The organism is Gordonia sp. YC-XJ4 (assembly GCF_059511865.1).
The window spans coordinates 3,276,257-3,302,572 of the sequence record NZ_CM183447.1 but is presented as its reverse complement, the minus strand read 5'-3'; the positions used below and the strand labels follow the sequence as shown (position 1 = coordinate 3,302,572).

The 26,316-nt window shown below is 61.9% G+C and carries 27 protein-coding genes, 1 tRNA gene and 1 pseudogene; 20 read left to right on the top strand and 9 right to left on the bottom strand.

Translation table 11 applies throughout. The features are described from left to right. Positions 1 to 404: 404 nt before the first annotated feature. Both AC5ZH6_RS14585 and AC5ZH6_RS14580 read left to right on the top strand, forming a co-directional pair. Positions 405 to 1,517 carry a tyrosine-type recombinase/integrase gene (locus AC5ZH6_RS14585; protein ID WP_006369637.1) on the top strand — a complete coding sequence of 371 codons (1,113 nt, stop codon included), beginning with the start codon at positions 405 to 407 and terminating at the stop codon, positions 1,515 to 1,517. 385 nt (positions 1,518 to 1,902) lie between these two features. Then, positions 1,903 to 2,079, top strand: coding sequence for a helix-turn-helix domain-containing protein (locus AC5ZH6_RS14580; RefSeq protein ID WP_006369636.1), 177 nt, complete (start codon positions 1,903 to 1,905; stop codon positions 2,077 to 2,079). A 214-nt stretch (positions 2,080 to 2,293) separates the two neighbouring features. Here the strand turns inward: AC5ZH6_RS14580 and istB are convergent, their stop codons facing one another. Both istB and istA read right to left on the bottom strand, forming a co-directional pair. Beyond that, positions 2,294 to 3,055 (bottom strand): IS21-like element helper ATPase IstB, encoded by a 762-nt coding sequence (gene istB / locus AC5ZH6_RS14575; RefSeq protein ID WP_006373156.1) that lies wholly within the window; start codon positions 3,053 to 3,055, stop codon positions 2,294 to 2,296. A gap of 52 nt (positions 3,056 to 3,107) precedes the next feature. After that, the gene (gene istA / locus AC5ZH6_RS14570; RefSeq protein ID WP_496167383.1) at positions 3,108 to 4,658 is read right to left on the bottom strand and encodes an IS21 family transposase; all 1,551 of its coding nucleotides are present in this window, start codon (positions 4,656 to 4,658) and stop codon (positions 3,108 to 3,110) included. A 357-nt stretch (positions 4,659 to 5,015) separates the two neighbouring features. Between istA and AC5ZH6_RS14565 the strand changes: the two genes are divergently transcribed. Then, the gene (locus AC5ZH6_RS14565; RefSeq protein WP_006369634.1) at positions 5,016 to 5,987 is read left to right on the top strand and encodes an AAA family ATPase; all 972 of its coding nucleotides are present in this window, start codon (positions 5,016 to 5,018) and stop codon (positions 5,985 to 5,987) included. 723 nt (positions 5,988 to 6,710) lie between these two features. Then, complete coding sequence (locus AC5ZH6_RS14560) at positions 6,711 to 6,983, top strand: helix-turn-helix domain-containing protein (RefSeq protein WP_133092108.1); 273 nt, start codon at positions 6,711 to 6,713, stop codon at positions 6,981 to 6,983. A 204-nt stretch (positions 6,984 to 7,187) separates the two neighbouring features. On the opposite strand, the gene AC5ZH6_RS14555 is transcribed toward AC5ZH6_RS14560, so the two are convergent. Next, positions 7,188 to 8,353 (bottom strand): IS3 family transposase gene (locus tag AC5ZH6_RS14555; protein ID WP_109860712.1). Its coding sequence is split into 2 segments (ribosomal slippage): positions 7,188 to 8,066 and positions 8,069 to 8,353, totalling 1,164 coding nucleotides; the frame shifts between segments, so codons are not numbered across the junction. Between the two features lie 872 nt (positions 8,354 to 9,225). Between AC5ZH6_RS14555 and AC5ZH6_RS14550 the strand changes: the two genes are divergently transcribed. From AC5ZH6_RS14550 to AC5ZH6_RS14525, 6 genes are all read left to right on the top strand, one after another. After that, positions 9,226 to 9,474, top strand: coding sequence for a hypothetical protein (locus AC5ZH6_RS14550; RefSeq protein ID WP_006373229.1), 249 nt, complete (start codon positions 9,226 to 9,228; stop codon positions 9,472 to 9,474). Continuing rightward, on the top strand, positions 9,471 to 9,968 hold the full coding sequence (locus tag AC5ZH6_RS14545; RefSeq protein WP_006373230.1) for a hypothetical protein: 498 nt from the start codon (positions 9,471 to 9,473) through the stop codon (positions 9,966 to 9,968). The genes AC5ZH6_RS14550 and AC5ZH6_RS14545 overlap by 4 nt, the downstream gene beginning before the upstream one ends. A gap of 81 nt (positions 9,969 to 10,049) precedes the next feature. Continuing rightward, a complete protein-coding gene (locus tag AC5ZH6_RS14540) occupies positions 10,050 to 10,730 on the top strand; it encodes a hypothetical protein (RefSeq protein WP_496167382.1) in 681 nt (226 codons plus the stop codon). After that, positions 10,727 to 10,870, top strand: coding sequence for a hypothetical protein (locus AC5ZH6_RS14535; RefSeq protein ID WP_165776295.1), 144 nt, complete (start codon positions 10,727 to 10,729; stop codon positions 10,868 to 10,870). The genes AC5ZH6_RS14540 and AC5ZH6_RS14535 overlap by 4 nt, the downstream gene beginning before the upstream one ends. An 815-nt stretch (positions 10,871 to 11,685) precedes the next feature. After that, positions 11,686 to 12,024, top strand: coding sequence for a hypothetical protein (locus AC5ZH6_RS14530; protein ID WP_006373234.1), 339 nt, complete (start codon positions 11,686 to 11,688; stop codon positions 12,022 to 12,024). A 15-nt stretch (positions 12,025 to 12,039) separates the two neighbouring features. After that, the gene (locus AC5ZH6_RS14525; RefSeq protein ID WP_006373235.1) at positions 12,040 to 12,780 is read left to right on the top strand and encodes a hypothetical protein; all 741 of its coding nucleotides are present in this window, start codon (positions 12,040 to 12,042) and stop codon (positions 12,778 to 12,780) included. Here AC5ZH6_RS14525 and AC5ZH6_RS14520 read toward each other — a convergent pair. Next, entirely contained in the window at positions 12,739 to 13,119 is a 381-nt protein-coding gene (locus AC5ZH6_RS14520) for a hypothetical protein (protein WP_006373236.1), read from the bottom strand. The two genes, AC5ZH6_RS14525 and AC5ZH6_RS14520, sit on opposite strands and share 42 nt — an antisense overlap. A gap of 246 nt (positions 13,120 to 13,365) precedes the next feature. On the opposite strand from AC5ZH6_RS14520, the pseudogene AC5ZH6_RS14515 reads away from it, so the two are divergent. Both AC5ZH6_RS14515 and AC5ZH6_RS14510 read left to right on the top strand, forming a co-directional pair. Continuing rightward, positions 13,366 to 13,524: pseudogene (locus tag AC5ZH6_RS14515) on the top strand (DUF4236 domain-containing protein); the annotation flags it as partial. Between the two features lie 108 nt (positions 13,525 to 13,632). Further along, positions 13,633 to 14,379, top strand: a complete 747-nt coding sequence (locus AC5ZH6_RS14510) for a hypothetical protein (protein WP_240523947.1) — start codon at positions 13,633 to 13,635, stop codon at positions 14,377 to 14,379. A 61-nt stretch (positions 14,380 to 14,440) separates the two neighbouring features. Here AC5ZH6_RS14510 and AC5ZH6_RS14505 read toward each other — a convergent pair whose 3' ends face one another. The 5 genes from AC5ZH6_RS14505 to AC5ZH6_RS14485 all read right to left on the bottom strand — a co-directional run bounded on the left by AC5ZH6_RS14505 (position 14,441) and on the right by AC5ZH6_RS14485 (position 16,622). Continuing rightward, positions 14,441 to 15,034 (bottom strand): hypothetical protein, encoded by a 594-nt coding sequence (locus tag AC5ZH6_RS14505; RefSeq protein WP_035728939.1) that lies wholly within the window; start codon positions 15,032 to 15,034, stop codon positions 14,441 to 14,443. 392 nt (positions 15,035 to 15,426) lie between these two features. Continuing rightward, positions 15,427 to 15,681, bottom strand: a complete 255-nt coding sequence (locus tag AC5ZH6_RS14500) for a hypothetical protein (RefSeq protein ID WP_006373239.1) — start codon at positions 15,679 to 15,681, stop codon at positions 15,427 to 15,429. Beyond that, positions 15,678 to 15,875 (bottom strand): hypothetical protein, encoded by a 198-nt coding sequence (locus AC5ZH6_RS14495; protein WP_006373240.1) that lies wholly within the window; start codon positions 15,873 to 15,875, stop codon positions 15,678 to 15,680. Before AC5ZH6_RS14495 ends, AC5ZH6_RS14500 begins: the two co-directional genes overlap by 4 nt. Continuing rightward, positions 15,872 to 16,300 carry a hypothetical protein gene (locus AC5ZH6_RS14490; protein ID WP_133092107.1) on the bottom strand — a complete coding sequence of 143 codons (429 nt, stop codon included), beginning with the start codon at positions 16,298 to 16,300 and terminating at the stop codon, positions 15,872 to 15,874. The genes AC5ZH6_RS14495 and AC5ZH6_RS14490 overlap by 4 nt, the downstream gene beginning before the upstream one ends. Positions 16,301 to 16,548: 248 nt before the next feature. Then, positions 16,549 to 16,622: transfer RNA gene (locus AC5ZH6_RS14485), tRNA-Leu, on the bottom strand. A gap of 146 nt (positions 16,623 to 16,768) precedes the next feature. On the opposite strand from AC5ZH6_RS14485, the gene AC5ZH6_RS14480 reads away from it, so the two are divergent. From AC5ZH6_RS14480 to polA, 8 genes are all read left to right on the top strand, one after another. After that, positions 16,769 to 17,395, top strand: coding sequence for an ANTAR domain-containing response regulator (locus tag AC5ZH6_RS14480; protein ID WP_205741410.1), 627 nt, complete (start codon positions 16,769 to 16,771; stop codon positions 17,393 to 17,395). 163 nt (positions 17,396 to 17,558) lie between these two features. Beyond that, positions 17,559 to 18,788, top strand: a complete 1,230-nt coding sequence (locus AC5ZH6_RS14475) for a branched-chain amino acid ABC transporter substrate-binding protein (RefSeq protein WP_014360253.1) — start codon at positions 17,559 to 17,561, stop codon at positions 18,786 to 18,788. Between the two features lie 88 nt (positions 18,789 to 18,876). Beyond that, a complete protein-coding gene (locus AC5ZH6_RS14470) occupies positions 18,877 to 19,923 on the top strand; it encodes a branched-chain amino acid ABC transporter permease (RefSeq protein WP_006373245.1) in 1,047 nt (348 codons plus the stop codon). Beyond that, on the top strand, positions 19,920 to 21,125 hold the full coding sequence (locus tag AC5ZH6_RS14465; protein ID WP_014360252.1) for a branched-chain amino acid ABC transporter permease: 1,206 nt from the start codon (positions 19,920 to 19,922) through the stop codon (positions 21,123 to 21,125). Before AC5ZH6_RS14470 ends, AC5ZH6_RS14465 begins: the two co-directional genes overlap by 4 nt. Further along, entirely contained in the window at positions 21,122 to 22,099 is a 978-nt protein-coding gene (locus AC5ZH6_RS14460; protein ID WP_006373247.1) for an ABC transporter ATP-binding protein, read from the top strand. The genes AC5ZH6_RS14465 and AC5ZH6_RS14460 overlap by 4 nt, the downstream gene beginning before the upstream one ends. Positions 22,100 to 22,151: 52 nt before the next feature. Beyond that, positions 22,152 to 22,895, top strand: a complete 744-nt coding sequence (locus tag AC5ZH6_RS14455) for an ABC transporter ATP-binding protein (protein ID WP_006373248.1) — start codon at positions 22,152 to 22,154, stop codon at positions 22,893 to 22,895. A 36-nt stretch (positions 22,896 to 22,931) separates the two neighbouring features. Then, positions 22,932 to 23,498, top strand: a complete 567-nt coding sequence (locus tag AC5ZH6_RS14450; RefSeq protein ID WP_496167379.1) for a GNAT family N-acetyltransferase — start codon at positions 22,932 to 22,934, stop codon at positions 23,496 to 23,498. Between the two features lie 72 nt (positions 23,499 to 23,570). Beyond that, entirely contained in the window at positions 23,571 to 26,312 is a 2,742-nt protein-coding gene (gene polA, locus AC5ZH6_RS14445; RefSeq protein WP_035734481.1) for a DNA polymerase I, read from the top strand. The last annotated feature ends 4 nt before the right edge of the window (positions 26,313 to 26,316 follow it).

Here is a 26,316-nt window from a genome sequence, read left to right as displayed (position 1 = left end):
ATCTGTGACCCGGGTGGTTAGTAGATACGTTCGTACAGGCATCTGAGGGGTATTCGCGGGGTCGACGGGCAGTTATCGCCGTCGGTCTCACTGCCCGTCTGCCTCACTTCTGCCGCACAATTCGCTGCGTGGCAGTCATATAAAGCGAAAGACCCCTGCTGAACAGGGGTTTTGGTGCCCTCGGTGAGACTCGAACTCACACTGGACGGGTTTTGAAACCGATCCTGTAAAATCAATACCATACGATGTATGCGCTGGTCAATCGCTGATATTACCGCTGGTGGAGGCGATTTCGTCCATGTACCTGGTTCCGTGAGAACCCCTCAGGGGACAGTCTAGGACAGCGATTTGACCCACGTTGCCCCACTACCAAATCAGTCTTGCCCCACGCTACGATCATCCGCATGGCATGGGTGGAACCGCTCCCATCGGGCAGATACCGAGGACGCTACCGAGACGAGTATGGGAAGCGTCGATCCGCCGGCATATTCGACAAGGAACGAGTGGCACTCGGGAAGGCTCAGGCAGCCGAGGACGCGGCCCGTGCACGGAAACCCAAGGAGACGATGACGTGGGGCGAGTGGCGGGAGCGATGGACGCCCACGCGAACCGTTGAAGCGTCGACACTGACCCGTGACAACCACCGCATCGACACCCATATCGCACCACGGTGGGATGACGTCATGCTTGGCGACATAGACCGACCTTCAGTCCAGGAGTGGGTGCGTGACCTGTCCAAGCAGAAGGAAGACGGTGGTAGCGGCTTATCGGCGTCGACTGTCCGCAAGACGGTTGGGGTGCTGTCCGCGTCGCTGAAGGCTGCGATGCGTGATGGCCTATTGGATGCGAACCCCTGCACAGCGTTGGAGTATCCGGCGATCCCGCCGAGTCCTGAACGGTGGCTGTCGGACGTCGAGGTCGAGGCAATCAGGGCGGTCCTGGCGGACTCATACTTGTTCACGTTTGAGCTTCTGTTGGGCACGGGTTGCCGCTGGGGTGAGGTGTGCGGCATTCACTGGGATGACGTGGATTTGACGCGCAGGACAGTGACAGTTCGTTGGGCGTGGGAGCGTCGCGAGCGCTACATGAAAGCTCCGAAGAGCGGGAAGGTAAGGACCGTTCCGATAGGCCAGCGGCTGACTGAGATTCTTGAAGAGCGCCTAGGCATGGAGGGGCTAGGTGAGCCGCCGTCCGTTGAGTACAAGAACGGCAGGAGCCCTTTGTACGGCCTGGTGTTGCGGACCGACAAGGGCACGCCCCCGAATGGGACGTCGTTCGCTCACGGTCTAACGGCTGCCGGGAAAGCGGCGTTCGTGGGCTCGGGGAAGGATCGGCGTCGAGTGGGCAATGTGCGCCCACACGACTTGCGCCATACGTACGCGTCGCGGCTGGTTCAATCTGGTGTTCCGCTGGATACGGTGTCGAAGCTGATCGGTCACTCGTCGGTCTTGGTGACCCAGAGGTACGCGTCGGCTGCAGAGTCGCAGTGGGACGCGGTGCGTAACGCGCTCGGGTGACGACATCTACGGCAAGGTCCTGCAAAGTGTTCTGGTTGGCCAGATGCGACCTCGGGGAGATGTCGTTCTACTTCGTTCATGACGCTGAACTGCATAAACCCGCACGCACCCATCCTGAGATGGACGAACGAGCGGGTGGTGACACGCCGATCAGCCCATCGAACATGCGTTCTGACCTGCGCAGATGAAGGCTTCTGATTCACAACATCTTGGGGTGCTCGGAAATGTCAGACACTAGGTGTAGTGTCCCCTCATGTAGTTCAGAGGTGCACGGATGGCCCCACGAAACCCAACTCGGTGGAGATGCCCCGGCCCTGGACACCCGTTCATTCAATCCATGTTGGCAGGGGTGAACTCTGCCCAAAATCTTTGCAGGAGAATCAAATTGAACATTGACTGGTTGACCGTCTGCGAGGCGGCGCAGGAGGCGAAGGTCTCGGAGAAGACGATTCGCCGTTGGTATCGGTCGGGTCGGTTGCGTGCTGATCGTTTGGGGGAGCGGACGATTCGGATTCGGCGTTGTGAGTTGGTGGCGATGGCCGGCGACGCGGTGACCGCGTGAACATGGCTACCGACCAGGAGCCCATTCGCATCACCTCTTCGCGCGGCCCGAAGCGTTTGACGTGTGTTCGTGAAGCAGGAACGTGCACGGTCGAGATCGAGTCAGACGAGCCGTTCGAATTGAAGGTGTCGACGGTCGCGTAATTCCTCAGGGGGTCCGTCACGGATTTCCCCATGTTTGGGTGTGCTGGGTTGAGCGTAGCTGCGAGGACTGGTCAGCTGTTTTTCGGTGTCCGTCCGGGGCGTTTGCGTGGTCGGTAGGAGGGGCCGTCCATGAGGATCTGGTGGCTGGTGTTGATGAGTCGGTCGAGCAGTGATTCGGCGACGACCGGGTTGGGGAACAGTGGGTACCAGTCTTTGGGCGCGCGGTTGCTGGTGAGGATGACTGGCTTGCCGGCGATGGCGCGGTCGGAGACGAGGTCGTAGAGGTCGTCGGAGCCGGTGGTGGTGTGCTCGCGCATGGCGAAGTCGTCGATGATCAGGACGGTGGGCCGGGTGTATTCGCGCATGCGTTGCCCGATGGTGCGATCGGCGTGGCCGCCGGCGAGGTCGGCGAGCATGCGGGCGCATTTGACGAATCGGATGTCGTGTCCGCGTAACGCGACTTGGTGGCCGAGTGCTTGTGCCACATGGGTTTTGCCTACTCCGACGGGCCCGTAGAGGATGACTGATTCACCGGCGTCGAGCCAGCGCAGCGCGAGGAGGTCACGCAGCATCGCGGCGGGCAGTTTCGGGTTGGCGGTGAAGTCGAAGTCATCGAAGGTGGCTGATTGTTCGAAGCGGGCGCGGCGTACGCGCCGCGCGAGGGCGGCGGTCTCGCGGCGGGCGATCTCGTCTTCGCATAGCACCTGCAGGAATTCAAGGTGACCCAGTTCGCCGGCGTGGGTTTGGGCCAGACGGGCGTCGAGGGTGTCGAGCATGCCGGTCAACTTCAACGTTTTCAGCGCGGCTCGCAGGCTGGGGTCATGAATGCTCATCAGAATGGGTCCTTTGTGAAAAATGTTGTTAGTGAATGTGTTTGGAGTGGTCTTACTGGTTGGCTGCGGTGTCGAGGTCGCCGGTGAAGGCGTGCGGGCCACGTAGAAACGCCGGTGGCATCGGTGCCGGTGGTGTGGTGGTGTCGTCGTCTTCGGTACCGGCGATCAGGATGCCCTTGATGGTGCGTGGCCCGACATCGCCGACGGCGATTGCCCGGGCGCAGGCGGCGTTGATGCGGTCATCGGGATACTTCGTGCGTAAACCGACGATGGATTGGATTGCGCGCAGCCGATGGATCGCGTTGACCTCGCAGAGTTCGGCGACCACCGCGACCGCGTGCTCACCGATTTCCTCGGCCTGCCCGCGGCACCACGCCACCGGGCGGGAGGCGAAGGCCACCTTGTAGGGCGGGTAGTGCTCGAGATTGGTCGCCCGCCCACCCAGGCGCAGCACATGGGTCGCCACGACCTCGTCGCCGGAGAACACCTGGACCATATCCCCGCATGTGCGGACCCGCACGTGTGAGCCGATCAGCCGCCACGGCACCGAGTACAACGCTGGACCCGCCTTGACATGACAGTCTGGGGCGACCTTGCCCACATGGTAGGTGACGAGTTCGAATCGTCGGGGCGGCAATGGATTCAACACATGCTGTTCGATCTGTGCGAACAACTCGGCCGGCGGCACCCCATCGATCCCGCGGTGGGCGTGGCGGCCGTAGACGTCGGTGCACCAGCCGATCGCAGCGTCTTGCATCTGCGGCAGGCTGCTGAACTCGCGGCCCTTGAAGAACGAATCCCGAATGTAGGGCATCGGGCGTTCGATGCGCGGTTTGTCTTTCGGAGTGGCTGCGCGCGCCGGATCGATCAGCACCCCGTAAAACGAGGAGAGTTCCGCGTAAGCGCGGTTGATCTGCGGATCGTAGAGGTCAGGTTTGCTCACCCCGGTCTTGAGGTTGTCACACACGATCCGCTGCGGCGTACCACCGAAGAACTCAAACGCGGCCACATGTGAAGCGCACCAGGATGTTTGGTCCATCTTGAGGACCGGCTGCACGAACAACCATCGCGAGCACGACAAAATGATCGCGAATGCCCACACCGACACCCGCTTACCGGTCTCGGGGTCGGTCCACATCCCGAGCTTGCCGTAATCAACCTGGGCTTCCTCACCCGCCGGCACCGGTGGCCGCGGCGGAGTTGCCCGCTTCTCATTGATCCTGTCAGCGAAATGTGCTGTCACATAACGGCGTACCGACGATTCCGACACATCAACCTGGCGGTCGTCGCGCAACCGCTGCGCGATCGTGGCCACCGTCACCGTCGCATCGAGCTGCCCGCTGATCCACTCATGATGCTCGGCGATCGAGGGCCACGTCACCGCCCGCAGCGACGGATCAACAACCTCTGGAAACCAGCCGCCGATCAACTCCCGCCACACCGACTCATCGAACCCGCCCCCGGCGCCCGGGCTCAGACCCGCGGCCAGCGCCGGCGCGAGATACTTGCGGATGGTCTTGCGATCCAGACCCAACGCCTGGGAAATCTGTACCTGCGAGCGCCCGGCATACCAATGCCGAAACAACTCCAACAACTGCGTCATCGTCCACGTCCTCCGTGCCACCTCAGGCCCCTTCCACAGCCCCAGGCGGGGCCATGAACGGAGCGAACCTGTAGCAGCACCCCAACCCCGCCCGACACGCCCCAAGGTGGGGAATTACGTGACCGACGGGTGAGGAATTACGTGACGGACAACCCCATCAACCTGGGGAATTACATGACCGCTGACAGAAGGTAAGCGTGCGGCAGATTGTGCGTCAGGCCCGCGCCGACACCTGAGTTGCGTTTCCCGAGCATCCGGAAACACCCGTGCTCGGTCCAGGATAGTTGCAGGTCAGAGCGTTTCCCGTACCTGCAACCCCTAGGTGTGCAGAAACCGGGAAACAGAAGTGAGTGAGTTATGTATGTGAATGTTGCAGAGCGTCTAGCTCAAGGTGTGCAGGCACCCGAACCAGACATTATGCGGATACAGCCGGGAAGTCATCTGTTCTACTCCGGCGAACTGAACCTTGTGTTCGGTGACAGTGAATCCGGCAAGACTTGGCTGTGTCTTGCGGCTGTTGTCGACACTTTGCGCGAGGGCGGCAATGCCGCCGTGGTTGACCTCGACCACAACGGGAGTGCATCAACGTTGAACCGGCTGCTGGAGATGGGTGCGCCAGCCGATGTGCTCAATGACCGTGAGCGTTTCCGCCTTGCCGAACCATTCGATGATCTGGACCTCAGAACGGTAATCCAAGACCTCGCGCACTGGCATCCTGACGTAGTGACGTTGGACAGTCTGGGGGAGATCATGCCGTTGTTCAAAGCGAACTCCAACAGTGCCGACGATTTCACGGACGTGCATCGTGATGTGATTAAGCCGTTGACGGCTGTGGGTGTGGGGGTGCTGCTCGTTGACCACTTGGCGAAGGGTGCCGATTCGCGGTCGTTCGGTCCTGGTGGCACGAGTGCGAAGAAGCGTGTGGTGGGTGGTGCGAGCATTCGAGTTACCTCTGAAGGGGCATACACACCGGGCAACGGTGGGTCGTCAAAGTTGGAGTTGCACAAGGATCGTCATGGGGGTTTGCGTCGCCACTATCCGGCAGTGAGCGGCAAGGAGGCTGTGATCGGGTCATTTCGGCTGGACGAAGACGAGGATGGGGTTAAGGCGTTCTCGATCACTCCGGCGTTGACGCGGACTGTCGCTGTTCAGGAGGATGCCGACCGGAAGCAGTTGGAGTCTGATGTGACTGCGTTGTTGGCGGTGGCTGATCCGCCGAAGAGTGTTCGTGAGGCGCAGGGGATTTTGAAGTGTAAGACCACTCGGGCGTCTGCGGCGATGGCGGCGTACCGTCAGCGAGCGGGAAACGATGACGGAAACGCAGCGTAGCGTTTCTGGTCAAACATGCCCTTGACCTGCGGTGTTTCCCGTTTCCCGGAGTTTCAGGGTGCTAGGGTGCTGGGTCTCGGGAAACACGCGTGCCGGGTTTGGAGTCGTTGTGTCGATCTAGTGGTTGATCGTGGGTCGAGTGCCGCGTGTGATGCTCGGCCCACGGTCCTCCTTTGTTCTCGCCGTCAGGGTGCCTGGGTTCGTCTGAACCCACGTCTAGCATCGTCGGCATGACCGAGAGTCAGCAGGCTATGACCGTTCAGCAGGAGGCGTGGTGCTTCTTTTGCAAGCGCCGTGTGGTTGGCTCTCGGAAGCGAATTAGACATCATGTGCAGATCTGTGTGTTCCAGCGTGCTCGTCGTGCTGGGGTCCGCTGACTGACTGCGTAAAGGGCTCTCATTTCAGTTCTAAGCGAGTTTCGGTAGTTTCGTGGGTGAATACTCGTGAGGTCCGTAATGCATGGTTTGACACGATGCGAGCAAATGGGGTCAACCGCAAATCGGCGGCAGAAGCGTCCGGAATCGCGGAAGAAACAGCGAGGCGACGCGAGAGTGTCAAAGTGTCAGATGGCACTTTGACAAATGATGAGAAGCGCGAGGCAGTCCGCAACCACATCAACAACCACCCCGACGACAAAGACCACCACATAGCCGAAGCAATCTCGGAGTCTCCAAGAATACAGTCTCCAAGGTCGTGACGAGATGCGCGAAGACGCTCGACTATATGCTGCTTGACATAACAAGAAATGTCATTGTCTACCCATTTGATACTTTAACGTTAGAACCAACAAATAGGGAAAGACATGACGCAATGACTCAACTCTACGAACCGGTGCACAATCGGCTTACCGATATCACCGGAAAAAGCAAACGAGCACTCACAAACGGCATCAGTGCCGGCACAATTCCAGGCGTCAAAGTCGCCGGAACATGGCTGGTCTCGACAAGCTACGTCGATGAGCTGATCGACCGGGCGACCAGTGGTCGACAGGCTTGACTCCAAGATCAAACTGCCTGATCGCAGACCAAACGTTCGTATCGGTGACCTAGACGAACTGCCCGCCAGTCCGCTCGGAGTCTCCTGCCCGCGCTGCAATCGGTATGGCGTTGCCTGCGAGACCGTCAGTTTTCATCAGGCGAGAATTGATCGCTGGTTGGCGATCATCCGGGACTGCTGCACGATCGGGTGACAGTGTCGGTGTCATGCCGCTGAGGCGGCTGTGTTGATGATCGTCTCGTATTCGACGGGCGTCAACCGGCCGAGGCGGACCTGACGGCGTCGGCGGTGGTAGGTCCGTTCGATCCAGGTGACGATCGCGATCCGCAGCTGCTCGCGGGTGGCCCACCGCTGCCGGTCGAGGACGTTGCGTTGCAGCAGCGCGAAGAACGATTCCATCGCTGCATTGTCGCCGGCGGCGCCGACGCGGCCCATCGATCCGACCAGGCCGTGCCGATTGAGTGCGGACACGAACTTCCGCGACCGGAACTGAGAACCCCTGTCCGAGTGGACAATACAACCAGCAACATCGCCGTCTCGGCGGGCGACCGCATGGTTGAGCGCAGCAACGGCGAGACGGGATTGCATGCGGTCATCGATGCTGTAGCCGACGATCCGCCCCGAGCAGGCATCCTTGATCGCGCAGAGGTAGAGCTTGCCTTCGTCGGTCCAGTGCTCGGTGATATCGGTCAACCACAATTGGTTCGGGGAGTCGGCGGTGAAGTCGCGTTCAACCAGGTCATCGTGCACCGGCGGCCCCGGCTTCTTACCGTTCTTCCCACGTTTCTTACCGAAGCTCGACCACCAGCCGTTGGCGCAGCAGATCCGCCACGCCGTCCTCGCGCTCATCGCCTGACCAGCGTGTTCGGCTTCGTCGGCGAGGAACCGGTACCCGAACTCCGGGTCCTCGCAGTGCGCATCGAACAGGGCGTTCGCCCGCGCGGCCGCGACCCGATCGGCGGTGGTGACCGCCTCCTTGAGCCACCGGTAGTAGGGCTGTCTGGCGAGCTTGAGTACCCGGCACGTCACCGCGACGGGGATTCCGTCGGCGGCGAGCTCCTTCACGAGCGGGTAGAACCTTTTCCCGGCAGGTTCGCCTGCGACAGATACGCCGCGGCCCGGCGCAGGACCTCATTCTCCTGCTCCAACAACCGGATTCGCTTGTTGGCCTCCCGCAACTCCGCCGACTGCCCCGACGTCATCCCAGGCTTGTTGCCGTCATCGATGTCGGCGCGTCGCATCCACTTCTGCAACGTCATCTCATGGATCCCGAAGTCCTTCGCGATCTGCGCGAGCGTCACACCGCTCTCACGATCCCGGGCAACCCGGACCACATCATCACGGAACTCTTTCGGATAAGGCTTAGGCACAGTAGTCATCCTTCCAGGCCGCCCTCCCGGGGCAAGCCAGATCAGATGTCACCTAACCGTGCACCAGTCCCTCCGATTTCCACGCAGATACGCCAATCGGTGGCTGTAATGAATCATAAGCCAAGAATCGACCTGTCAGTTGTATTCACCCTCGCAACGGCAAAAAATCGCTCTACGACGCAATCAGGCACCTGAATCGTAAGCTGGAAGACACGACATCGGATAAGCGAGCACTCAAGCAAGTGAACGTCCTTTTGCATGACCAAAAAGGTACACAAATCTGCGAGATCAACCTTGGACACAAAATTGCCACCAAACAACGAGTCATCATTCTCAAACGAGACTCATATTCAACAGCAATCCACTTGCCACTTGAAAAGGCGTATGAGTTCGCCGACCTCATCGTAGCAATCAAAGAACAAACAGAACGACGGGAAACCGCATGACATATATTTCAACCTCCGAAACGATCTCCACTTCGGGAGCCGAAGCGCCACCCCTCCACCTATCGAAATACCAGTTCGGGAACGGCCAACGCGTCGTCATCAGCCAGGGCGGTGGCGGGATCACCTTCCCTATTGAGGATGCTGCGCGCATTGCCGAAGCCATCCGACACACCGCGCAGGCGTGACCGTGGCGAGAATCCCAGCCAGTCCCGACCGTCCGAGCATCCGGGTTGAGCACCCCCAGATCGGGCAGCGTTACCCCTACGCCGTCACCGATATCCCCAGTGGGCGCACGCTCCTACGGTTCACCGAAGGCGAAGCCCTACACGTTGCAGAGCATCTGTTCATCCGGGCGGGCGCTCAGAATCGAGAGCGGGCCATCTCGCACCTCACGCGCGTTGTTGACGCCCTGACGGGGGAGCGGTGATGGCGCGGCTGAAATGGAAGCGTCACACGCCGATCGTGGTCGCCGGCATCCCCGGTAACCCGGTGCATCTGATCGAGATCCGCGCCACCAGTGCCGACCTGGCAATCTCGCTGAGTGTCGAGGAGGCCATGCGCGCCGGAGAGCAACTACTCACCGCTGCAGCGCGTTTCGACCACGATGGAGCGATCCGTCACCTGACTAATGCTGTCGATCGGGTTATGCGATCCTCCGAGGAGGCCGCTCAATGAGCACAAAACCATTGGCCACCGTCGATGACATCGCCGTCCGTCTCGGAAAGATTCTGCACGAAGGCAGTCCGGAGTACGAACGCGCCGAAGCTGCGATCTGGGATGCCTCTGTCCGCGCTGTCGAGATCACTGAAACTGACTGGTCGGGTCCGGGCCAGACCGTACCCGAGGGTGTCAAACGTGTGGTGCTCGCTGCAGCGCAACGTCTGTTCCGCAATCCAGATCGATTCGTTACCAATCAAGCCGGAACGTTCGCGGCGACCCTGCCGATCAGCGATTTCATCACGGGCGACATTCTTTTAGCTGCTGAGGTCGCAGCCCTCACCATGCACCGGCTTCGTCCCGGCACGGTGTGGACGATTGAGTCCACTCGGGAAGACGGCAGCGGGATCATCGAGCCCGCCGATCCTGACTCGTACGTCGCTGACGGCATCAATCAAGGCCTCGGAGACCCGTTCTACGCCGGTTCCGGCTGGTCACACGGTCCGTGGTGACCGATCCCTACCTCTGAAAGATACGAAATGCCTATTTCACCAAGCTACTTCCCAGGCCGCGACAAGCGCGCCATCGTCACCATGAGCCCGGTGCTGCACGCTCTCGGTCTGCTGACCGATGCTGACCTCGACCGGGTGCACGCCCTGATCGACCGGGCTGAGATGGCCTCGCGCACCGCTTACGAGGCAGCGTCCCTCACCCTGGCCGCAGCAACCACCGTAGGAACGAAACTTGCCGCAGACGACAAAGTGGACTCGGTGCGCATCTTGAAAGCCGCTACCGACCTGCCATCACAAAACGCTGTAGACGCGGTAGCCACCTCAATCTACGAGACCTGCATTATCGCTGCGCGTGACATCGCGTTCGCAAACACAGGCCAGATCGCCGGCACCCTCACCGAACAGTACGAGCAGATCAGCGACGAGTTCCATACCCTCGACCTCGGCGGTGTCCGATCAGATCGGGCCGCGATCGACGCGGGCAAGGTTGACGAGTTCCGCCAGTTCCACCACTTGCAGGACAGCTACAACGCGTTGCGTGAGATCCACGCCCTGGCCCGAGACAACCATCTGATCCCGACGCCGCGCATGGACTCAGAACACGGCGAGCACTGGAAATTCCGGCTTCCCAAGGACCGGATGCAGGCCCTCGGAGCCGACGAGTTGGGTCGGTTCGCCGAAGAACTTCGTCGCCGCCCGTATTGCCCGACTACGCGAGATGAAGCTCTGGCGATCGGCGCAGGATGGGGGAACGCGGCATGACCGTCTTCGATCCGGAAGTGGCTGCGATCATCGCTGACCACGCCAACGACCCCGACGATCCTCACGATCCCGACCACAGTGACGACGCTGTAGTCGATCCCGGTTTGGTCGACAGACTGTTCAAATGGTTGAACCTGTGACCGCCCAGAGGCAGGGACCGTTCGCGGCAGGGACCATCACAATTCACGACGAAACCCCCAACGTTGTGGACGCGGTTCTCGCCAGTGACAACGACTCCCGCACTCAGGGACTCAGCGAACGAGAGCGTAGCGCACGCGGGTTCCTCTACGGTGACTGAGAAACTGTGCCCCCAATGCGGCGAAAACAAAACCCGTGAACAATTCCCGAAAGATAGATCTACTAAAGACGGATTAGCGAGTAAATGCACCGAATGTGACCGAAAGCAATCCGCCGACTATTATCACCGCAACAGGCAATTGGTATTAGCTCGGCAGAGCGCGAGATACTGGCGGAAAGAAACGCAACGACTGCGTGAAATCGTCGCCTCAGAAGCGCCCTGACAGGCAAAACGAATTCCCCCTAGTCCAATTATGGCTAGGGGGAATTCGTCTGCATATGGGCGTCTGAGCCAGTGTTTACGGGATGTTCTCGCGTAGCGTTTGGCCTGGCGAGAGAAAAGGTCGCTGGGAGGCAGATATAGACCGGTCTCGCCGACGAGGGGGCACCCCCCACCCTGACTTCTGACCTGCGCAAATGCTGATCTCGGGTGGCGTGCGGTGACGCTCGGACACTCGTCCGCCACTCACACGAACGGCACGATTACGGGCCGCTGAGGGTCGTTCTTGCGGGCGATTGTTGCTGCGCCTTGTGATGGGGTGGGTGGGGTCAATTACGGGGTGTGAGGGTGAGGGTTGCGCGACTATCGCGATGATGATTACATTGGAAATGCGCCGCACTCGTCTCGGCGCAAAATCCACCTCCGAGAGGAATTCTCATGTCTGTCATTTCTGCTCTGATTTTGGTCGGGTTCGTCGTAGTCGGTGTGTTCATCGCGTTGGCGATGTATGGCGCGTACCTCGAACGGCACCCCGAGAAGACCGAGATTGGCCGGGAGATGCGCGGCCACTATCAGGAGGTGGTGGAGAACTCGGTCGCGATGGCCTACAAGGCTGGGATGGCAGACGGGCAGGGCCGGACAACTCCGGTGGCCGCAGCGCAACCGACTCAGCGGGTCAACGAGCCTGCTGCTGATGTGATCCACACTTCGGGTAGTGACAACGATCCTGAGGACTGGTGGAAGCAGGCAGCGGGCGATAACAAGAACATGAATTGAGATAAGGGGACGTTTATGGCAAGTATGGGTAAAGAGGCTGAAAGTGTCTTGGAATGGTTTTCGGGTCGTCGGTTCGCGGACTCACTTGGTGGCGACACTGTGCAAGACGAATTCGACTTTGTGAAACATGAGTTTTATCCAGAGGTTCGTGAACGCAAAGAAGATGAGCGGGCGTGCCGAGTTTTCGCGGAGTTTGTTGCTGACGCTGTATCACGAAAGACGCCACGTGAATGGCGGCGATTGTTTCGTCGTCTTGGTTTTCGGGCAATGTATGGACGCACAGTGATCTGGGCCGATAGTCGACCCGAGTATCCGATACTGCTGTGGCGTGTCGCTGACGATTGGCGGCAGGGTTTATCGTGGGCTACTGATGCGCGGTCGTGTCATTCACACCTGGTGCTGCATGGTGGGAAGTCGACGGGAACACTGTGGTGCTCGGTTGTTCCGCCTGAGGCTGTTCTGGGGATCGTTTGGTATGAGCGTGGTGCCGCAGCAGGAGCAGCGCCATTGTGGCGAACGGTTGATCTGCCTGCGCATGGGCGTGTGATTGTGGCTGTCGATGACAGCGCAGAAGTTATTGTCGATTCCACAAAGCTGACTAATTCGGAACGTATCGAAGTCGGCGGTGTGACGAGCATGTACAGGTTTGAACACCTTTATGCCGATGTGCCTGACATGCTCGCTAAGAAGGTCGTAGGTGCCGCTTGGGCAGGTTCAGCAGTAGGCGGAAGCGTAGGGGCCGTAACCACGATGTAGGTCAGTCAAGTGTCCATCGACGTAGATGTTGCATTGCACGTACGAACCATCGCTTTCGAAATTCGTTGAAATCCACGAGGACGGGATGTCGTACTCATCGGTGGTGCGATAAGTCCTCGTCAGGTAGTAGTTGCCCTTCTCGGTCTTCTGAAGGAACTTCCTGTTCGTGCGTGTGAAGCTGTCGGTCGGGGTGGTGTAGTGGTAGTCGACGCTGGTCGTATTGGTGTAGAACACGTACTTCACTTCGATGCTGGTGGAGGCGGTTGCCGGCGCTGTTGTGGCGATCGTCGTGGCTGCGGCGAGGGCTGCGAGGGTGGCGGCTACTGCTGAGCGCTTCATCGGTGTGGTGCTCTACTTCCGGTGCATGGGTCGGGTAGCTCATGCTCTCATCACGGGTTCGCGTTTCGGGCATTCGGAGCACAGAAGAGTTCGGTCAGATGACACGGGCAACGGTCAGATGACACGGCAATAGGTCCGTCTCTGCTCGGTGATGGCTGGGCGGGGCGCTTTCGTTGTATCTGAGGTATCTAGACATGTCGGGCATCGCTTCATCATCATGTCCTTACCGGCGTATCTTTCTCATGCATGGGAGCCCGATTCCGGAAGAGCATCAACCTTGGTGGCGGCGTCAAAGTGAACCTGAACGCGAAGTCCGCAAGTATCTCAGCAGGTGTGCCAGGTGCGCGTGTTACGTACAACTCGAAGGGACAGCGGACCACGAGCGTCGGATTGCCGGGGACTGGCGTGGCCTACAGGACAACCAAAAAGGTAACCACGCAAAGTGGTCACACGGTATCTTCGGTTGCTGCGAGCGGCGCTGGGTCGCCACAGGCGGGCCACAGGGGCGCTTCGTTGCCGAAGTCCCGCGATGAGAAGAAGTTCACAAAGGTGGTAGCGAAGTCGGCCAAGAATCCGGACGCGTTGCGCGAGTGGTTGACTCATCCGGAGTTGGGAGAGGCTGCGGGTCTGATGATGGGGGCTGCCTACTGGGTAGGTGGGCACTCGGCGTGGGCTGGTGGCCGATTTGCTAACGCTCTGTCCGTAGCTCCGTCTCCGGCGTCTGAAGGGTTCTATGCACGGCATCCGATCGAAATTCAGCTGGAGATGGCTGGGGCCACCGCGAAGGTTGGCGTCAACCGGGCGGGTGCATCGTTGCTTCTGGCGGCTATCCACAACCAGAGCCGAGAGTTCGAACGTGCGCTAGCGGCACTCGCAGAAGCTGAAGAATCGGACGTAAGAACAGCGATGGAAGCGATGTTTCTGTACAACCTTGAGCGGCACGAGGACGTGTTACATGCAACTCGATGGGTCCAGTCGGGTGTCAATAGCCCATTCGGCGGCCTGGCGTTGATTCTGCGCGGCTGCGCGTTGCGGGAGTTGGGTAGGCCGTTCGAAGCTCAGATGGCGATGGATGGCGCGATACATGGAATCGTGTCGAGTCGACCGCTCATGGACTTGTGCGACTTCGAGCGGGCGAAAACGTATGCGGCGCGGCCCGGAGGCACAACCGTTGCACGGATGACGTTGCAGTCGTTGCGCGCACGGAATCCTGGCTATCCTGGCCTAGAAGCGGCGCTCGCTGCTCTGCAGGACGAGTAAGGCTTGACTGCTAAACGAACCCTGACGGGTGCCCCCGAGGCGCACCGACCCCGCTAAGTGGTCAGGGCATCGTTCGCGACGACTGCCGAATCTCGGTGAGTCCACCACGGATGACGAAGGTGACCGCGTATGTGATGCCTTGATTGTCGATCGCGCTTACGGCGTATTGGCCTGAATCGTCGATGCCGTCGGATTTGAGACTTAGCTGGGATACCGGAATGCCGAATTTGCTCTCGACGGCCCGCATTCCGTAGGCGGCTATCTCGTCCTGCGTGAGATCTTCGAGTTTGCCGTGATGTACGGTGTATCCCCGGTTTCGCAGCTCGTTGATAAGGGTGCCGATTGCCATGCCGATCGTTGTATCGAGCCCGATTGAGCCGATATGTGCTGCGGTCTCGATGAAGAACTGCGCCTGTGCTCCTGCAGCTCCCCAATGTGTCTCGGACCGGCGCTGGACCAGTACGTAGGGTGTCGCGAGTACGACTGTGCCGTTCTCATCGGCCTTGTGGAACATCGCTTCGAGAGCGTCGTTCAACCAGTCGAGGTCGATCTTCCCATTCGGTTGGATTACGATCCTGTAGTTGTCGAGCACCTGATTGTGATCCGGGTTCTCGTACAACTCGATTACTACTTGGTCGCGGTAACTGTCGGTCATCGTCCGAGCGTATGCCGGCGGATCGAACCCTGACGGGTGCTCGCGCGTTGACCCCATCCCGGACCGACCCACGAACCCGAGCCCTTGATCGCGTCAGGCCACGACCGATTGACACCTGACCCGACGGGTAGGCGGTAACCGTGTGGCACCCGTACTCGGTTCGCGACATCGAGAGTGGTGGCCCCCAAGCACGGTGGGGGACTGGGCTACGTGCTGCCCGCTGGTTTACGTCGAGCGGTACAAGAACGACGGGCACACTCGGTCGAATCGGTCGGTGTGCGCAGCGCCCTCGGTGGAGTCGAACCACCGCAACGACCATCAGGGCCACCCCACAAGGGGCTCTCATTCAGCCTGTGACGCAACAAAATCCACGCCACCAACACAGGTGAGGGTTACGAGTTGAGGGCGTCCCAGACGGCACGAGCATCGTTGAGAGCAGCGATCAGTCCGTCGAGTTCGCGACGGTTGTTGACTTCCACGGTGTCGCGACGATCACCAATCACGATGACGGGCGCGTCGGTCTTGTCGGTGAGTAGGTTGTGTCCACTGATCAGGTCGACGGTGAGGTGGTCACCGATCGCGGCGCGCACCCACGTGTAGGCGGTCCATCCGTCGTCTTCCGGTGGATCGATGTGCGGGGTGGTCACTGGCCACCACCTACAGCGTCGCGGAGGGCTTGGCGGTATCCGTCGTCATAGTCAGGATCGTCATCGGGGTCGGGTGTGACCGCGAGAAGTTTGTTGGTGATGATTCCCAATAGTGGGCCGGGGAGCTGCGCCAACGTTTCGGTCGCTGCCCGGTAGCCGTTGGTGAACTGATCGGGTCCGATGACTGCGGTCACGACTGACCACCGATCCATGCGGCGACAGCAGGCAACGAGGCCAGATACTCGCGAACGCTCACACCCGTCAGCGACGACAGCGCACGAAGCACCTCACACGCGGTGACCTTCAGATCAGGGGCGAGGTTGTCGGCAGCGTCTTCGAACTGGCCCAACCATGCTCGGAGGTGCCCGGCTTGCGGGTTGCTGGGGTCGATGTCGTGGGCTTGCCATGCGGCAGTGTTGAGCGCTTCGATGGCGGTGTTGATCGGCGTGCGGTGGGTGTGGCGGTAGGTGTCGGCGCGGTCTTTCGCAGCGAAGGCGATATCTCGGCACATGCTGTGGAGGGGTGTGCCTTGGGCGTCGATCATTCGGTTCCAGGCGCGGTCTGCGGCTTGGTCGAGCAGGGTTTGTGTGGCGGCAATGACTGCAGCGTCGTTGTTCATGCGTGCCACCCCATGCGGATGCATACAGCCATTACGGTGATCGGGAGCGGGTACAAGCACGCGAAGATGAGTAGCGCGCTGACGATGATTCGGGCGTGATTCAAGGGTGTTCCTTCCAACAGTTCGCACGGTTGGACAGGTCACAAAAACCCGCTTGGGGACACCCCTTTGCCCCATCGATGTCCCACGGAGAGTGGCGTGGGACAAGTCGCGGAACTAAAAAACCCCTGATGAACAGGGGTTTCACGTGCCCTCGGTGAGACTCGAACTCACACTGTACGGGTTTTGAATCCGTTGCCTCTGCCAATTGGGCTACGAGGGCATGCAACTGCGCCGAGCTGCGAGAGACGAGTCTAGTAGATCGGCCGAGCAGCGATCCAACCGGTACTCTTCCCCTCATCGTCCGTCGTGCGCGACGGGCGTGGCCTGGGTGTTCACGCAGGTCGATCGCTCGACGTGGAGGAGGGGATGGTGACGGTGGTGGACAGTGCGCCGGTGACGCCGGACGGAGCGCAGGTGGGCCACAAGGTTCTCGTGGCCGAGGACGACTCGCTGATCCGGATGGACCTCATCGAGATGTTGCGCGAAGAGGGCTACGACGTCGTCGGTGAGGCACCCAATGGTCAGGCGGCCGTCGAGCTGACCGAACAGCTCGCCCCCGATCTGGTGATCATGGACATCAAGATGCCCGTCCGGGACGGAATCGATGCGGCCGGCGAGATCGCGAGCAAGCGGCTGGCCCCGGTGGTCATGCTCACCGCATTCAGTCAGCGCGACTTCATCGAGAAGGCCCGCGAGGCCGGAGCGATGGCCTATCTGGTGAAGCCCTTCACCAAGGCCGATCTCGTGCCCGCCATCGAGGTGGCGGTGAGTCGGTATCAGGAACTTCGCGAACTCGAGAAAGAGGTCGCGTCGATGACCGACCGTCTCGAGACCCGCAAACTCGTCGAGCGGGCCAAGGGCCTGTTGATGGAGAAGCAGTCGTTGTCGGAACCTGAGGCGTTCAAGTGGATTCAGCGCGCGGCGATGGACCGCCGTACCACGATGAAGGCCGTGGCGCAGGTTGTGGTGGAGACACTCGGTCCGCAGGAGTGACCTCGACGGGTCGTTCGTTAAATCTCTGAAACAAGCTCGATGCCGATCTGCGCGGTTTCCCTCAGTTACCCCGCGAAGGCCGGTCGTCGGGTCTATGTTCCTCTCAGGATCTACGGGGTAGATCTCCCGGCGACGCCGGGCGGGCGGATGAGAGGCAACAAGTATGCGACGTCGAATGGCGACCGCAGCGATCGCGGTGACACTGACGGGAATCCTCGCAGTCTCGGCGTGTAGTAGTAAGTCCACTGATTCTGGGTCCGGTGCGAGTGGCGGCTCGTCGGCGAGTAATTCGGGTCTGACGATCTCGGCTCTCAATCAGATCAATACCGAGGGCAAAGAGGTCCCGCCGGCCGCGGAGTCGGCGGCTCTGAATCCGGCCCAGCCCGGCGGCGCCAAGTGCGATCCGTCGACCATCGCCATGGCCGGCGCCCTCACCGGCGCCAACGCGGCACTCGGTATCAACATCGTCAACGGTGCACAGCTGGCCGTCGATCAGCACAACAAGGCGAACCCCGACTGCAAGATCACCTTGAAGCGCTTCGACACCGAGGGAGACCCGCAGAAGGCCACCCAGGTCGCCCCGCAGATCACCAACGACAACTCGATCATCGGCTTGATCGGTCCGGCGTTCTCGGGCGAGACCAAGGCCACCGGCGGCATCTTCAATCAGGCCGGTCTGGTGTCGGTGACCGCCTCGGCCACCAACGCCGCACTGACGCAGAACGGCTGGAAGACCTTCTTCCGCGGGCTGGCCAATGACGACGCCCAAGGCGCGGCGGTCGGCAAGTACCTGACCAACACCCTGGGCAAGAAGAAGGTCTGTGTCATCGAGGACGACAGCGCCTACGGTGTCGGCCTGGCCGCGGTGGTGACCAAGTCGCTCGGTTCGGCCGCCGACTCGGACTGCTCGGGCAACGTCAAGACCGGTGAGCGCGACTTCTCCGCGATCATCTCGAAGGTGACCGCCGCGAGTCCCGACGCAGTGTTCTACGCCGGGTACTACGCCGAGGCAGCACCGCTGGCCCAGCAGTTGAAGTCGGCCGCACCCAATGTGACCTTCGCGTCCGGTGACGGCACGAACGACCCGCAATTCGTTGCCCAGGCCGGAGATTCGGCCAAGGGTGCCTACCTGTCGTGCCCGTGTGGTCCGGCGCCGGCAACGCTGGCCAAGGAGTACCAGGCGGCGTTCAACCAGGCCTCCGGCGTCTACTCGGTGCAGGCCTACGACATCGCCTCGATCATGATGAAGGGCATCGAAGAGGGCAACACCACGCGTCCGAAGCTGCTGGAGTTCATCCGGACCTACAAGGGCCAGGGATTGGCCGGCCCGTACTCGTGGACACCGGACGGCGAGCTCACCTCGTCGCTGATCTGGGTCTACGAGGTCAAGTAAGTCCGACACATCCGGTGCGCCCGGCCACCGTCCGGTGGTCCGGGCGCACCGCATGTTGCTGCTCTCATCCGGCTGAAGGGGAGGAAACGTGAGCACACTCTTCGCGGCGGCCCAGACGACCACCGACGTGGCGTCGACCATCGGCTTCGACGTCCACTCGCTCGTCGACGGTTTCTGGGGTCTGACCATCGAGGGATTGACCTACGGATCGGTGTATGCCCTTGTCGCAGTGGGTTACACACTGGTCTACGGCGTACTGCGACTGATCAACTTCGCGCATTCCGAGGTGTTCATGCTCGGCATGTTCGGCACCTACATCGGCCTGCTCATCATGGGTTTCAGTCCGTCGGGCAACGTCTACGCCGAGGGCACGCTGATGACCGTGGTGTATCTCGCGCTCGCGGGACTGTGCGGCATGGTCGTGGCCGGCGGTGCCGCCGTCGGACTGGAGTTCGTCGCCTATCGACCACTACGACGACGCAACGCCAAACCGCTGGCATTCCTCATCACCGCGATCGGCATGTCGTTCGTGCTCCAGGAGTTCGTGCACTACGTGCTGCCAAAGGTTCCGGTGGACCCGCCGCTGGGCGGATCGAGCGCACAGCCGACGATCCGGCTGGCCCAGGCCGTCGAGGAGTTCACCATCTTCGGTGCGCCGGTCACCAATCTGACGATGGTGATCATCCTGTCGGCGATCGTGTTGGCGCTCGGCACCGATTTCATGATCAACAAGACACGTTTGGGACGCGGCATCCGGTCGGTGGCCCAGGACCCCGATGCGGCCCTGCTCATGGGGGTCTCGCGGGAGCGAATCATCCTGGTCACCTTCTTGATCGGCGGCCTACTCGCCGGCGCCGCGGCACTGCTCTACACCTTGCGTGTACCGAACGGGATCATCTTCAACGGCGGATTCATCCTGGGCATCAAAGCGTTCTGCGCCGCGGTACTCGGTGGCATCGGCAACGTCCGCGGCGCACTCCTCGGCGGCCTGCTGCTCGGGGTGATGGAGAACTACGGGTCGGTGGTGTTCGGCAACCAGTGGAAGGACGTGGTGGCCTTCGCCTTGCTGATCCTGGTGCTCATGTTCCGTCCGACGGGCATCCTGGGAGAGAAGCTCGGAAAGGCGAGGGTATGACGACTGCACCGACATCGTTCACGTCGCCCGAACGTCATGGGCTGGGCGACGCCATCCGAACCTGGTGGGAAGGCCTGCCACGGGTCATGCAGTGGCTCGTCGGGGTTCCGCTGATCATCCTGATCGCTCTGCTCCCCGTCATCAATCCACCTCTGATCACCACGACCGCCACCAACTTCGGGGTGGTGATGGCGACCTTCGCGATGACCGCCCTGATCGCGATCGGTCTCAACGTGGTGGTCGGGCAGACCGGTCTCCTCGACCTCGGGTACGTCGGGTTCTACGCCGTCGGCGCCTACGTCGTCGCGCTGCTGACCAGCCCGTCGAGCCCGTTGTGGGGCAGCACCGACCACGGATTCTTCTCCGGTCCGTGGGCGTGGCTGGCGTGTGTGCCGCTCGCGATCATCATCACCGGGATCACCGGTGTCATCCTGGGTACCCCGACGCTGCGCGTGCGCGGCGACTACCTCGCGATCGTGACCCTCGGGTTCGGTGAGATCGTGCGGTTGCTCGCCGACAACCTCACCGACGTCACCAACGGCGCCACCGGGTTGCAGAGCGTGCTCTACCCGGAGATCGGCCGGTCCGCCGACAGCCCCGGTGGTGTGTTCTCGACCGCCAACAACACCTCGTCACTCAACTACGGCGTGTGGTGGTACTGGTTCGGCATCGCTGCGGTGATCATCGTGCTCATCGTCATCGGCAACCTCGAACGCAGCCGGGTGGGTCGTTCCTGGGTGGCCATCCGCGAGGACGAGGACGCCGCCGAGATCATGGGTGTGCCGACCTTCAAATACAAACTGTGGGCGTTCGTCATCGGAGCCGGCATCGGCGGCCTGTCCGGTGCCTTCTACGCGGGGCAGGTGCAGTATGTCGACCCGACGGCGTTCACCGTCATCAACTCCATGCTGTTCCTGTGTGCGGTGGTCCTCGGCGGCCAGGGCAACAAGCTCGGCGTGATCGCCGGTGCGTTCATCATCATCTACCTGCCGGCCCGCGTGCAGGGCATCTCGGTGGGTGGAGAAGCGTTGAGCGAGTACAAGTATCTGTTCTTCGGGATCGCCCTCGTGGTGCTCATGATCTTCCGTCCGCAGGGGCTGTTCCCAGCACGCGCCCGACTGATCACGTTCGGACGCCAGGTGTATGCCGCGATCCGGCGCACCCCCAAACGGGCGACGCCGACCGAGGAGGCGGCCGCATGAGTCACCGCACGCCCGACGAGCCCAACCCGGCATCTGCCACACCGGATCTCACCAAGCAGATCGCCGAGGTGAACTCCGACCCCGAGGCCACCACCCTGGTCAATCCGGCCGAGATCGACCCGGATCTGGCCGATCCCGAAGCGGTCGCCGAAGCCGTTGCACCGCAACGTGATATCGCAGTCGACGAAGGTGAGACCCTACTCAAGGTGGAGGGGCTCACCGTCGAATTCGGTGGGTTGGCCGCCCTCGACGACGTCAGTTTCGAGATCCGCCGCGGTGAGATCCTCGGCCTCATCGGGCCGAACGGTGCGGGAAAGACGACCTGCTTCAACGCGATCACCGGGGTGTATCGGCCCACCCGCGGCACGGTCACCTTCGACAATGCGCCGCTGGGAAAGCTCAAGCAGCACAAGATCACCCGCCGAGGTATCGCCCGCACCTTCCAGAACGTCCGGCTCTGGGGAGAGATGACGGCGCTGGAAAACGTCTGTGTGGGCACCGATGCGCGCCACAAGACCTCGGTGTTCGGCGGCATCCTGCGGACGCCCCGGCATTACCGTGAAGAGCGTGATGCCGTGGATCGCGGGATGGCGCTGCTGGAGTTCGTCGGGATCGGTCCACGCGCTGCGGAAAAGGCATCCAACCTGCCCTACGGCGATCAGCGTCGACTCGAGATCGCACGAGCACTGGCCACCGAACCGAAACTCCTGTGCCTCGACGAACCGGCCGCCGGCTTCAACCCGAGCGAGAAGACGGCGTTGATGGGCTTGATCGAGAAGATCCGACAGGACGGGTACACGATCCTGCTCATCGAACACGACATGCGACTGGTCATGGGCGTCACCGACCGGATCGTGGTGCTCGAGTTCGGTCGCAAGATCGCCGAGGGGTCACCCAAAGACGTCCGCGACAATCCGGCGGTGATCGCCGCCTACCTGGGGGTACCCGATGATCAGATCGACGAACATGTCTGAGCCGCACGAGTTTGCAGCGCGAGAGTCAGAGCCGCGAGAGTCGGGGCAGTCTGTGTCAGGGAAATCGGTCTCGGTACCGCCGGTTCTCGAACTCACCGACGTCGTCATCCACTACGGACGCATCCAGGCGCTGCACGGCATCTCGTTGCGGGTCGAGGCGGGCGAACTCGTGACGCTGCTCGGTGCCAACGGTGCGGGCAAGTCGACGACGATGCGCGGGATCTCCGGGCTGAACAAGCTGACACAGGGCGACATTCGCTTCAACGGGGAGTCGATCACCCGCCTCGCACCACACGAGCGGGTCAAACGCGGCATCATCCAGGTGCCGGAAGGTCGGCGTATCTTCCCGGGGATGACGGTCCTCGAGAATCTCGACATGGGTTGCTACGGGCGGAAATTCGAGAACAAGACGGCCTACAACGAGGCCCTGGAGCATGTGTTCGAGGTGTTTCCGCGGCTCGGTGAACGCCGAAAACAATTCGGTGGAACGATGTCCGGTGGTGAGCAGCAGATGCTGGCCATCGGGCGTGCGCTGATGGCTCGGCCCAAGCTGCTCCTGCTCGACGAACCGTCGATGGGGCTGGCGCCCATGGTGATCCAACAGATCTTCCGGATCATCGGACAGATCAACAGCGAGGGCACGACGATCCTGCTGGTCGAACAGAATGCGCAGCAGGCGCTGAGCCGATCCGACCGCGGCTACATCCTCGAAACCGGGTCGATCACCAAGGAGGGGGCAGGCAAGGATCTGCTCGTCGACGACGCCGTGCGCGAGGCCTACCTCGGCGTCGCCTGAGTCCGGTTCGCCTCGGCCGGCACGTAGAGTCGGGACATGGCCGACACGACGGTTGTTCCCACCCGCGATCTCGATGTGACCAGTTCGCTTCTGGCGCAAGCCTTCATCGACGATCCGGTCACCCGGTGGATCGCGCCGGATCCGCGCGGCGACGTGCAGATGTTCCGCACCCTGGTCCGCTGGACGCACCGCAGTGACGTGGCGCCGGACCTCGCGGTACGTGCCGGGGAGCCGGTCGGGGTCGCGGCGTGGGATCCGCACGGGTACCGGGTGTCGCGTCTCGACGAGATCCGTGCGCTGGTCGGGTTCGTCCGCTCGCTACGGTCGGGAATTCGCCGCGGTGCGGTGGTCGAGTCCACCTTCGCGAGGCTGCGACCCGAAGAACCGCACTGGTACCTCGGGCAGCTCGGCGCGATCCGGCATGGCGAGGGCATCGGCACCGCCCTGCTCGAGGCCGGGATCGCACGCGTAGACGGACCGGCGTATCTGGAGAGTTCCAACATCGCCAACATTCCGCTGTACGAGCGCTTCGGGTTCGAGGTGGTGCGCGAGGTCCGGCTTCCCGGCGGCCCGTCGGTGTGGCCGATGTTCCGCAAGGGATGACCGCCTCGCCGGGTTCGGCCGGTGGTCGCGGGCGGCGAAGGTCTGTCGGGGGTCGCCACTAGACTCGTCCGGGTGAGTCCCGCACAGAGTTCGACCGCCACCCGCGGCAAGACCAAGGCCAGCACCCAGCCGACGTTGATGCTCCTCGACGGGCATTCCCTGGCCTACCGGGCGTTCTTCGCGTTACCGGCCGAGAACTTCAAGACCGAGACCGGTCAGCACACCAATGCGGTGTACGGCTTCACCTCGATGCTCATCAACCTGCTGCGCGACGAGGAGCCGACGCACATCGCCGCAGCGTTCGACGTCTCCCGGAAGACCTTCCGCTCGGAGATGTACCCGGAGTACAAGGCGCAGCGGTCGAAGTCGCCGGACGAGTTCAACGGGCAGGTCGACGTCACCAAGGAAGTCCTCGATGCGCTCGGCATCCAGGTGTTCGCGATCGACGGCTACGAGGCCGACGACATCATCGCCACACTCGCCACCCAGGCCGAGGCGCAGGGTTTCAAGGTCCTCGTCGTCACCGGTGACCGGGACTCGCTGCAGCTGGTCGACGATTCGGTGACCGTCCTCTACCCGCGCAAGGGTGTCTCCGACCTGACCCGCTTCACCCCGGAAGAGGTCGAGAAGAAGTACGGGCTGACGCCATCGCAGTACCCCGATTACGCGGCGCTGCGCGGGGACCCGAGTGACAACCTCCCGGGTATCCCGGGCGTGGGGGAGAAGACGGCATCGAAGTGGATTCGCGAATACGGTTCACTGGCCTCCCTCGTCGATCACGTCGATCAGGTCAAGGGCAAGGTCGGCGACGCGCTGCGGGCCAATCTCGCGTCGGTACAGACGAATCGTCAACTCACCGAACTCATCCGAGACATGCAGCTGCCTGCCGGGCCCGACGATCTCGCCCGGGTCGGCTGGGACCGTGACCGCATCCACCAGCTGTTCGACGATCTCGAGTTCCGGGTGCTGCGGGATCGGTTGTTCTCCACGCTCAGCTCGGTCGAGCCCGAGGCGGAGGCAGGCTTCGACCTCGACGGTTCGGTGCTGGCGGCCGGACAGATCACCGGTTGGCTCGCCGATCACGCACGGACCGGGCGCACCGGGCTGACCGTGACCGCGCCACACACCGTCGTCGGTGCCGACATCACCGGGATCGCGTTGGCCGCCGCGGACGGGGTGTCGGCGTATGTCGACATCACCCAGCTCGACCCGGCCGATGAGAAGGCCCTCGGTGGCTGGCTGGCCGACCCCGACACGCCCAAGGCCCTGCACGAGACCAAGTCGGCGATCCACGCGCTGCGCTCGCGCGGCTGGACGCTGCGCGGCGTCACCAGCGACACCGCGCTGGCCGCCTACCTGGTGCGCCCCGGCCAACGCTCGTTCAACCTCGACGATCTGGCCTTGCGCTACCTGCGTCGAGAGCTGCGCGCCGACGACGGTGCAGGCAACGATCAGCTCTCGCTGCTCGACGAGGACGGTGGGTTGGCCCAGCAGGCCGAGCAGCACATGCTCGAGGCGCGTGCGGTCGCCGAACTCGCCGACACCCTCGACACCGAACTCGATCGCATCGATTCGCGGCCCCTGCTGACCGACATGGAGCTGCCGCTGCTGTTCGTCCTGTCGGATCTGGAGGCCGCAGGCATCGCGGTCGACGTCGATCACTTCGGCACCCTGGAGGAAGGTTTCTCCGAGCGCATCCGCGCCGCGGCGGAAGCGGCCTACGAGGTCATCGGAGAACAGATCAATCTCGGTTCGCCCAAACAGCTGCAGACGGTGCTGTTCGACAAACTCGAGATGCCCAAGACCAAGAAGACCAAGACCGGCTACACCACCGACGCCGACGCCTTGCAGACGTTGTACGAGAAGACCGAGCATCCGTTCCTCGCACATCTGCTCGAGCATCGCGATGCCACCCGGCTGAAGGTGACCGTCGACGGGTTGCTGAAATCCGTTGCCGACGACGGCCGGATCCACACGACCTTCAATCAGACCGTCGCGGCCACGGGACGACTGTCGTCGACCGAACCGAATCTGCAGAACATCCCGGTGCGCACCGAGGCCGGCCGCGAGATCCGTCATGGCTTCGTCGTCGGTCGTGCCGAGGACGGGACGCCGTTCGATTGTCTGATGACCGCCGACTACAGCCAGATCGAGATGCGCATCATGGCACACCTGTCCGAGGACGCAGGGCTGATCGAGGCGTTCAACACCGGCGAGGATCTCCACAACTTCGTCGGGTCCCGCGCGTTCGGCGTGCCGATCGACGAGGTCACCACCGAGATGCGCCACCGCGTCAAGGCCATGTCGTACGGACTTGCCTACGGGCTCAGCGCTTTCGGGCTCGCCGCGCAGTTGCGGATCAGTCGCGACGAGGCCAAGGAACAGATGGAGGCCTATTTCGCCCGGTTCGGTGGGGTGCGCGACTACCTGCACAACGTCGTCGCCGAGGCGCGCCGAAACGAGTACACCGCAACATTGTTCGGCCGCCGACGCTATCTCCCCGATCTGAACAGCGACAACTGGCAGCGCCGACAGGCAGCCGAACGCATGGCCCTCAACGCGCCCATCCAGGGCACCGCCGCCGACATCATCAAGGTCGCGATGATCAACGTGCACAAGCGGCTCACCGCCGAGGAGTTGCGCTCGCGGATGCTGCTGCAGGTGCACGACGAACTCGTCATCGAGGTCGCCGACGGCGAGCGCGATCAGGTCGAGACCGTGGTCCGCGAAGAAATGGGCAACGCCATCACGTTGTCGGTGCCGTTGGAGGTATCGGTCGGCTACGGTCGCTCGTGGGACGACGCCGCGCACTGACGAT